The organism is Trichocoleus sp. DQ-A1, from assembly GCF_039961955.1.
Lineage (GTDB): Bacteria > Cyanobacteriota > Cyanobacteriia > Cyanobacteriales > FACHB-T130 > FACHB-T130.
Genome location: NZ_JAMPKE010000021.1, coordinates 87,304 through 96,026, shown reverse-complemented (window position 1 = coordinate 96,026; position 8,723 = coordinate 87,304). Strand labels below are relative to the sequence as shown.

Annotated in this window: 9 protein-coding genes and 1 pseudogene; 6 read left to right on the top strand and 4 right to left on the bottom strand. The window is 44.0% G+C overall.

Annotation, left to right across the window (positions count from 1 at the left end):
* Nucleotides 1-111: 111 nt before the first annotated feature.
* A pseudogene (locus tag NDI33_RS19055) lies at nucleotides 112-246 on the top strand (Uma2 family endonuclease); the annotation flags it as partial.
* On the opposite strand, the gene NDI33_RS19050 reads toward NDI33_RS19055, so the two are convergent.
* Both NDI33_RS19050 and NDI33_RS19045 read right to left on the bottom strand, forming a co-directional pair.
* Nucleotides 223-1,047 (bottom strand): hypothetical protein, encoded by an 825-nt coding sequence (locus NDI33_RS19050; protein ID WP_190672956.1) that lies wholly within the window; start codon nucleotides 1,045-1,047, stop codon nucleotides 223-225. The pseudogene NDI33_RS19055 and the gene NDI33_RS19050 sit on opposite strands and share 24 nt — an antisense overlap.
* Nucleotides 1,048-1,180: 133 nt before the next feature.
* Nucleotides 1,181-1,303, bottom strand: a complete 123-nt coding sequence (locus tag NDI33_RS19045; RefSeq protein WP_277878756.1) for a hypothetical protein — start codon at nucleotides 1,301-1,303, stop codon at nucleotides 1,181-1,183.
* Between the two features lie 36 nt (nucleotides 1,304-1,339).
* On the opposite strand from NDI33_RS19045, the gene NDI33_RS19040 reads away from it, so the two are divergent.
* A complete protein-coding gene (locus NDI33_RS19040; RefSeq protein WP_190672953.1) occupies nucleotides 1,340-3,292 on the top strand; it encodes a hypothetical protein in 1,953 nt (650 codons plus the stop codon).
* A gap of 106 nt (nucleotides 3,293-3,398) precedes the next feature.
* Here the strand turns inward: NDI33_RS19040 and NDI33_RS19035 are convergent, their stop codons facing one another.
* Nucleotides 3,399-4,217: a DUF3598 family protein gene (locus NDI33_RS19035; RefSeq protein WP_190672950.1), complete on the bottom strand. Its 819-nt coding sequence runs from the start codon at nucleotides 4,215-4,217 to the stop codon at nucleotides 3,399-3,401.
* Between the two features lie 46 nt (nucleotides 4,218-4,263).
* Nucleotides 4,264-5,166, bottom strand: coding sequence for a permease-like cell division protein FtsX (locus NDI33_RS19030; protein WP_190672947.1), 903 nt, complete (start codon nucleotides 5,164-5,166; stop codon nucleotides 4,264-4,266).
* Between the two features lie 179 nt (nucleotides 5,167-5,345).
* On the opposite strand from NDI33_RS19030, the gene NDI33_RS19025 reads away from it, so the two are divergent.
* The 4 genes from NDI33_RS19025 to NDI33_RS19010 all read left to right on the top strand — a co-directional run bounded on the left by NDI33_RS19025 (nucleotide 5,346) and on the right by NDI33_RS19010 (nucleotide 8,696).
* Nucleotides 5,346-6,221, top strand: a complete 876-nt coding sequence (locus NDI33_RS19025; protein ID WP_190672944.1) for a GNAT family N-acetyltransferase — start codon at nucleotides 5,346-5,348, stop codon at nucleotides 6,219-6,221.
* 125 nt (nucleotides 6,222-6,346) lie between these two features.
* Nucleotides 6,347-6,910 carry a peptide deformylase gene (gene def, locus NDI33_RS19020; protein WP_190410870.1) on the top strand — a complete coding sequence of 188 codons (564 nt, stop codon included), beginning with the start codon at nucleotides 6,347-6,349 and terminating at the stop codon, nucleotides 6,908-6,910.
* A 17-nt stretch (nucleotides 6,911-6,927) separates the two neighbouring features.
* On the top strand, nucleotides 6,928-7,122 hold the full coding sequence (locus tag NDI33_RS19015; RefSeq protein WP_190672969.1) for a hypothetical protein: 195 nt from the start codon (nucleotides 6,928-6,930) through the stop codon (nucleotides 7,120-7,122).
* 215 nt (nucleotides 7,123-7,337) lie between these two features.
* Nucleotides 7,338-8,696 carry a PrsW family glutamic-type intramembrane protease gene (locus NDI33_RS19010; protein WP_190410869.1) on the top strand — a complete coding sequence of 453 codons (1,359 nt, stop codon included), beginning with the start codon at nucleotides 7,338-7,340 and terminating at the stop codon, nucleotides 8,694-8,696.
* The last annotated feature ends 27 nt before the right edge of the window (nucleotides 8,697-8,723 follow it).

The following is an 8,723-nucleotide window of genomic DNA, read 5'->3' as shown; positions in this document are numbered from 1 at the left end:
AATCATCGACGTGGCAAAACAAAGCTTCTAAACTAAGCATGGGCGGGTAGATACTTGAGAACTCAGCACTTTCAGCGTATCTGCTCCGCCCTTTTTTATCCCGAACTCACGTTAATTAACCGCAAATCCGAACAAGTAGAAATTTATCGCCAAGGTCAAGAAGTAGAAGTGCTGCAATCTCCTACTACTTTATCCGGAGAAAATGTTCTCCCCGGATTTGTCCTAAATCTTGAACCAATCTGGTAGCCCAAAATTTTCCTTTGAATTCTCTAAGACTTCTATACCTTTAAATTTTTGCCTCATTTTAAGATAAACTTCTGGGTGCATACCGCCCTCAAGACATTTAATACTAAGCCTGTCTTCTATACTCCTGAACTCTGGCAAAGGTTGGTTTTGGGAATATATATTGAATTGAAGCATATGTCTTAAGTCAAATCCGTCCGAAACCTCATAAAACTGATAAACATTAATGTCAGGAGCATCTTCCCTAAAATATCTCTTTTTCAAATAAAAATAATCTGCCATTAAGGGATTAAGATGACCCGATATTTCCCATCCTTCTCCACCACAAACTAAAATATTCCAAGTTGTAAAGTTAAATTCCTCTTGCTTCTTCTGTCCTAGTTGCTTAATTACCTCTTTATTTAGTTGCTTTCGCTCAAATTCACTTAATATATCTTCTTTATTCTTACCTAAAAAGTATTCATTATAGAAAACGACCTGTCCAACTACTTTACCTGTAACCAAATCTTCAAGCCCTCTGGAGGACTTATTCCCAAATTTTTCCTTTGTAACCAAATCTTCAAACCCTGTGGAAGGCCACTTTTTGGCTTCCCATAAATGAAAGTTTAAGTTGGCGTCGATTTGTACAATATCTAAGATAAAATCTGGTGCAAACTCTCTTGATTTAAATTTGTTGGATTTTATACCTGCATAATAGAGTTGAAAGTCCGTAATAAAGTGGCTATCAGGAGCTAATTTTTTAACATATTCAGTGAAGTTTTTTTGAAAAAATCTTTCACTTTTGCTGTGATATAATCTTTTCATATTTTTTTTACAATTAATATTATAATTATTTCTGATATTATAACCACTTTAACAATTATCGTGTCACTAAAGTCCTAGCATATACCAATGCTGTTCCCGGGATAATCGCATCACCAAAAGCCATTTTCCTTGCCTACCCCAGTGCCGCTGCCTGGTCGAAAACTTCCTGAGAGATATGAAAATGTGATCGCATCCATCTTGCCCAAAGCGCGATCGCGTTTATCTTGCCCAAAGCGCGATCGCTTCTCTTTCTCATGCCAAAATCGGAGCAGCTTAATTACCTCTGTTGCTGATGAAACGGTTTTTTATTTTTCGTCACGCGGCGATCGCATCCGTACTGGCTATCACAATATTGGCTTGCAACGCCAAAACCACTCGCTTATCCAGGGCAAATACACCCAGTTCAGACGCTTCTCCCTCCATCAGCAAGGATGCAAATGGCTTAGTTCAGATTCAGCCGCTACCCGTCGATGCAAAGTTTCAGAACCAGTGGACGCCTGAACTTGAAAAAGAATTTCAGCAAAGAGCGAATGAGGTTATTCGCTACTACACGGGTAAAAAATATAACAACAACAGCGGGGAAAACGAAAAGCAAACTTATCCTCTTGCCATGTTTGACTTTTTAGCTGGCAACCGAGAGAAAGCGATCGCTTTTTTGGAAAAGGAAGACAAACAAGCCCCAGATAACGCCCACACGGACGGGATTGACTATTACTATTCTTTTACCCTCAAAGGTCAAATTAGAAAATATTTTTTCTTTAATAAATTTCTAGATTCTGCCTACAAACAACGGATGTTTAATGGGGCAAAAAAATGGACGCAGGAAGATCCGAATGGTCGTCCCCATCCGATTTATGGAAAAGGTCGCGGTGGAGATGGTTGGGGGCCAAAGGTGCATGGTAGCTGGGTAGACGGGCGCAATACCGATAATCTTAGAGCGATGCGCGAGATATCGGTTTATCTAATGGCGGAAGAAACGGGTAATGAAGATGTGCGCCAGTTATACAAAAAGAAAATTCAGCGATATGTCTGGGCACTTTATCACATCGGGATGGGCGAGTGGGATTCAGAAAATTACCACGGTCATACCCTAGCTGCATATCTGAATCTCTACGATTTTGCGAAAGATCCCGAAGTCAAACAACTTGGTAAAGCTGCTCTTGATTGGCTTTGTGCTGCTGGAGCAGTGAAGTATTATCATGGCGGTTTTGGAGGGCCAACGAAGCGAGATTATAACAAAAGTAATGTCGTGTATGGTTCATCTGCCGCTCGTTTACTGTGGTTATATTTTGGGGATAATTCGCTGCCTAACCCTAAACCAGAACATGATTCAATTCACATCATTACTAGCGCTTACCGTCCCCCACTCGCAGTTGTAGCATTAGCTCGCAAGCAGTTTAAGAAGCCGATTGAATTACTCGCTACAAAACCAGTTTATGAAAATTGGAAACCTGGAGGAGAAGACCGACCGGGTTATTGGGAAACCATATTCTTCGGTAATACTTATCAGCTAGGTAGCGTAGCTGGTAAGTTTAGCGATGGTGATGTTGGCCCTTTCAAGCTAATGGCTGAAAATTCTAAACGAGGAGTTGATTATTTTGTCGTTAACACGGGCAACGACAGAATGAACTCAGGCAAAAATCCAGGCGATCAAATAGGGCAATACCGCAACTTGGCACTTTGGCTACGCCCTGCTTCTGATAAATATTTTTTCTTGCAGCTACCTAAAGCAGCGAGAGTAGAAATAGAAAATAAGCTTTGGTTTATTAAATTAGAAAAAACTTGGTTAGCTATTCATCCAATTAATCTTAGTTCTACTACTGAAGTAACGATTCAAGATAAGAAAGCGGCGCAGCTTTATCAAGATGAAAGGACATTAAGAGTCAGCACAACAGGTAATCAATATGCTGGCTTTGCTCTAGAAGTAGGGGAAGCAAAAACGACGGGTAGCTATGAGAACTTTAAAAAAAGCGTAAAGAGTAAATCTCAATTAGATTTAAGCTTAATAGCAACAGGGACTGTGCAACTTAGAGGAACAACTAGCGATACTCTCAAAATTACACATAATGCTAAGAACGAGCTACCGATTCTTGTCCGGAACGGCGTGCAACATAATTGGGTTAAAAATTTTGAACTCTACAAGTCGCCTGGAGGGGATAGCCCTATTTCGCTTGGCTGGAAAACAGGAACACTTCGTGTTGAAGCGGGTGGTTCAGTGTTTGAAGAGACGGTTTCAAAGGAGTGAAAGGTGAGATTTTAATTATTTTTTTAACGCAAAGGTACGCGAAGGTTCGCACAAAGGTACGTAAAGTTAAAAGCTTTTCTGCGGTTCTGTATGTTACCTGTGTTTGTTACACTTTGCGCTCTGTAACTAGGGTAAGGCTAATCCATTCTCCTTTATCGCTATAGCGGCGAATCATTCGCTGGCGCAAATCGGGCTTCAATAACCAACCTACTTCTAGAACAAAAGATTGACCCGTTTTGACTTGCAGCGGACAATTGGAAGAGGCACCATCCGGTAAGAACAACACTTGAACGGGTAAGGAACCTTGCTCAAAGCAGAGAATGTTACCATTCATTCTTGCAGTTGAGGTAAAAGTACGATCGCCAAAGCTCAATTGCTGAATTATGTTTCCATTCTCTTCATAATCAACTTTGAGCTTGGTGGAATAAGTATCGGGCGAGCGATAATCTGGATAGATTGTTACTGCTTCTCCCTGCCATTCTCCCATCAATTGGTCTAGGGTTAGATGTGGGCGTTCCGGAACGTCTGAACCAGCTAGCTTTTCTCGAATTAAGGTAATTTTATCTAGTTGACAGTCTCGATTAAATATCTGCACGAGACGCAAACGCCGGTTGCCGTCAATTAAGCCGAGTTCAGCTCCAAATTCGGAAAAAGGAGCGAGTTGAATCGAACCTTGGGAAAAAGCTCCATTTTCAAAAAATAGAACGCTTTTTCCTAAAGAACTATATTCGAGAACTTTCTCATCGGGGGGTTGACCGGGTGGTAAGCGGCGAATGATTTGGCAAATCGTTTGGTTATTATCCAAACCTTCCAGGGAAACAACTGTAGGAGTGTCTTCCAGTAATTCTCCCGTGGGGGAGAGACGGGTAAATGAACCTTGCCATTCTCCTAAATTTTGCAGCAAACGTTCCCATTGTGATGCCATAAAAATTTTGAATTTTGAGTCTTGATTTTTGAGTTTTAACTGCCAACTATCGCAAAGCAAAGCGGCGGACAGCAAACAAACTTCCCATTAAGCCGACTGAACCGCCTAAACAAAGCAAAATCAGTGGCAACATTAAAACTTGGAGAGGGCTTAATTGCAGTCCGTTCGCCAGAAATTGAATAAAATCGGGTTGGGCTGATAACAAATTGCTCAAAGTACGCTGAATCGTGCTAATCAGAACCCAAGCGATCGCTGCCCCAACTAAACCAAAGCTAATGCCTTGTAATATAAACGGTAGATAAATCCAAGCTGTTGTTGCCCCCACCAGTTGCATAATCTCGATTTCGCGCCGTCGCGCCATCACAATCAGGCGAATCGTTGTGGTAATTACTGCAACTGCGGTCATCGTTAGGACAGTAGTAATCGTGAGACTTACATAGCTCAAACCTTTATTGAGCTGAGCCAGCCGTTGTACCGCCTCATCGACATACTGCACGTCATCTACCCCTGGTACTTTCCTCAGCTTCTGCGCCAAGACAGGTACTGCCTCAGAAGTCCGCGCCTTGACTTTCAGCTCATCCACCAGAGGATTCCCTTCGAGTTGCTGGGTGGCACCATCAATCTCTGACATTCCCAGCTCTTTGACCAAAGATTCCCAAGCTTGCTCTTTGGAAATGGTTTTTACATCGACCACTTCTGGCATTTTTCCCACGATTGGGGCAACAAGTTCCACCCGCGCTCCGGGATCTAAATATACAGATACTTCCAACTGGCTCCCAAATTGAGTCAGCAAACGCTCAAGCTGCCAAGATGCCTGTAAACTCATGCCGAATAAAAACAGCAAAACAGTAACGGTACTGATTGCCGCCCAATTCATCCAACCTCCGCGCCGCAATCCTAGGAAGGTTTCGCGCAGCAGGTAATCTAATTTACTTAGAAATTTAAACACGAATTTCCTCCTCAACCACAGGCATCATCAGAGAGTTTATAACACGGACGCTCGATTCTTTGAAAAGTAGATTTTAGAGCTGCATTAGATTCTACTCTCCCGAACGGCTCCCGCTTGCCTTGAAAACCCAATATGTTGTAGTATTTGTAGTATAAATAGTTAATAATTATGCTTAAGTTATGAATCAGTATCGCTTCAAACGGTCATTCTCTACTGACTCCAGTTTAAGTAATAAGTTGTTTGACTTGGTTGAAATCGTATTTCCTGGGCTGGGAGAAATGGCAGAATGCGGGAGAAAATTAGACGCATCGTGGGAAGATGCTTCGACTCCGTTTATTCGCTTTCATGACGACATAGCTATTACCCATGTAGGAGTGTTAGAAATTCCGATGCAAATTATGGGACAAAGGGTGACGGTGGGGGGAGTACATGGAGTATGCACGCGGACGGAATTTCGCAGGCGCGGCTACTACCGCGAAGTAATGGAGGAGGTGCTGGAATATTGCGATAAACGCTATGAAACGCTGATATTGACAACACCGAACCCGGAGTTTTATACGCCTTTTGGCTTTCGGAAACTCGAAGAATACGTGTTTAAAATTAGATGGGATTCGCAGAGCGGCAGGGATAGTTTTAGAATACTGAATTTTGATAATGACAAAGATTTAAAATTGCTACATAGACTATTAGAAATACGGGCACCTGTTTCTAATATTGTTGGAGTTGTGCAAGAAAAAGCCGTATTTTGCTTCAATGAAGGAAGTCGCCCTTTATACTATGCAGAAGAATTGGATTTAATCGCTTGCATGGAGATAAAAGATACCGAACTCCACCTTTTTGATATAGTGGCAACCCAGATATGCCCATTGAAAGAAATTATCAACAGAATACCCCAAACCATTGAAGACGTCACGATATACTTTAGTCCTGAACTTTTGGATCTAGGAGATATCACAGCATTTCCCCACACGTTTGATGAGACGGTGCTGATGGTGAGGGGGAAATTTGCAGGAGAGGGAGAAAAATTTATGCTACCGCGTTCGGCGCGTTGTTGATGAAAGTAGGTGTTGGGGAAGAGAGTAAGTGAGTTAAGTACTAAGGGAGCCAACAACTGAGAACTGTTAAGATAAAAAAACTCCACCCATTGAACATATAAGCTGTATCTGCGAGCCAGAATGCTATGACGACTGAAGTTGCCGTCGAAAAGAAAAAGTTAGAAAAACCGCCATTAGAAATTCACTATATGGGCGATCGCGTCCTGCGTCAGCCAGCTAAACGTATTGCCAAGGTAGACCAGGAAATCCGGCAGCTGATTCGGGAGATGCTGCAAACCATGTACAGCGCAGATGGCATCGGTTTGGCAGCCCCCCAAGTGGCAGTGCAAAAACAGCTGATTGTCATTGACACCGAACCGGATAACGCTGCTAATCAGCCTTTAGTGTTGATTAACCCGACTATCAAGAAATTCGGGCGCGACTTGTGTATGTTTCAAGAAGGCTGTCTTTCTATTCCTGGCGTTTATATCGACGTGAAGCGCCCGGAAATGGTGGAAGTGGCTTTTAAAGACGAGCAAGGACGCCCCCGCACCATGAAGGCGACTGGACTCCTCTCCCGCGCTATTCAACACGAGATGGATCACCTCAATGGCGTGCTGTTTGTGGATCGGGTGGAAAATGCGATCGCTTTGAATGAGGAGCTGAAAAAGCATGGCTTCTCTGCTCAAGCTGTCAAGCCAGTAGCTTAAGGATATCACCGCCCATGATGACCCCAAAAAGTGGTGTATTTTTGCTCGGTTCTTGCGTAGCAGCGATCGCTGCCGTTGGCTCCATTTTTGAACTCGCTTCTGGAAACCCCGACTTGGGCAACTTGCCTACAGGGATCATCCTGGCTGCCAGTATTCCTCTCGTAGGATTGCTGTTCTATGCCGCAGTTCGGGAAGCCAACTCTCACCAATAAATAGCATTGAATCAGGGTGATAGAAATCAACAAAAATCACCTAAGAAAGTTTGAGACCCGGTTTCTTCAAGAAATCGGGTTTCTTCTGATAGGGTTTTTTGTGATGATGTGCTGAGTTGTTAGCTTTTAGCCGGAGAGATGGGGTGAATCCCAGCCTCTACAACTCCCCACTAATTGCTAAGCTATCGCTAATCGCTTTCTCGCAATCTACTAAAATGACAGGCCAGAGCTACACAAGTGGGTTTCTCCGGCTGCTTTCTACTGGTGCTGCTGGTACACCACTGCCCCCATACTTGCTTCCGCTCGATCGGGAGGTCGTGATTGGGCGCGAACCCAGTTGTCAAATTGTGTTGGATTCTAACCAACATGGTGTTGTATCCAGGCGTCATGCGGCAATCCGTCCCCTTACTCAGTCGGGAGTAGCACCCAATTGGCAAATTTGCGATCTCAACAGTGCCAATGGTACCTACGTGAACGGGAGACGCCTACAGGGATGTCAAATTTTGCACGCAGGCGATCGCATTGAGTTGGGACAAAACGGCACAGAGTTTATTTTTGAGTTTCAAACTCCCTCGATCAGAACTCAATTGTCGTCTCAGCCATTCGCACCAGTGCAGCCATCCCAGCCGGAAGGAGTGACATTTACCCAGTTATTTCCGATTTTTTCCACCGGACGAGATTTAACGAAAAAAGCTTATCTAGTACCGGGGATGGTCACAGTCGGATTTGTGGTCTTGATGTTTGCCGCTGTCGGTGAGTCAGTGGTATTCAATCTGTTACTGGCAGCTTATCTGGCTTGGGCAGCTTATTACTTTGTCTACCAACTTTGCGGCAAGCATAAGCCTTGGTGGGTACTCCTGGGTTCAGCGGTCACAACCGCCTTGATTTTGGTGAGTCCTGTCTTGCTGGCTTTCATCTATGTTTTTCGCCGTGTTTTGCCCGGAGACGTAGAAGCAGTACTCCGAGGTTCGGAACAGGTGAGTTTGATCGACTTTCCCGGTTTGTTGATCCGAATGTTTTTCGGGGCAGGATTGATGGAGGAGTTGCTCAAGGCGTTGCCAGTGCTGGGATTGTATTTAATTGGGCGGGGATTTCGCTCTCCCTTGCGCGATCGCATTGGTGTCTGGGAACCCTTAGATGGAATCCTGCTAGGAACCGCCTCAGCCGTTGGCTTTACCCTGTTGGAAACGCTGGGTCAATACATCCCCCAAATTATCCAAAATGTGACGCTACAAGCTGGAGAAGGTGCTGGAGAATTGGTGGGATTGCAACTCCTGATTCCCCGAATTTTAGGGTCGGTGGCAGGACACATGGCTTACAGCGGCTATCTAGGCTATTTCATTGGGCTGAGTGCCCTAAAACCCAAGAAGCGCTGGACAATTTTGCTGATTGGTTATCTGACAGCATCAGGACTTCATGCGTTGTGGAACGCTACAGGCGCTGTCAGCGGCTTGTTGTTGGCGGTGGTGGGAATCATTTCCTATGCCTTTTTGACCGCAGCAATTCTCAAAGCGCGGGCTTTATCTCCAACGCGAAATTCAAATTTTGCCACCCGTTTTACTGCCCCGCCATAGTTAGTAGTGCAATTAAAAATTAAGGAT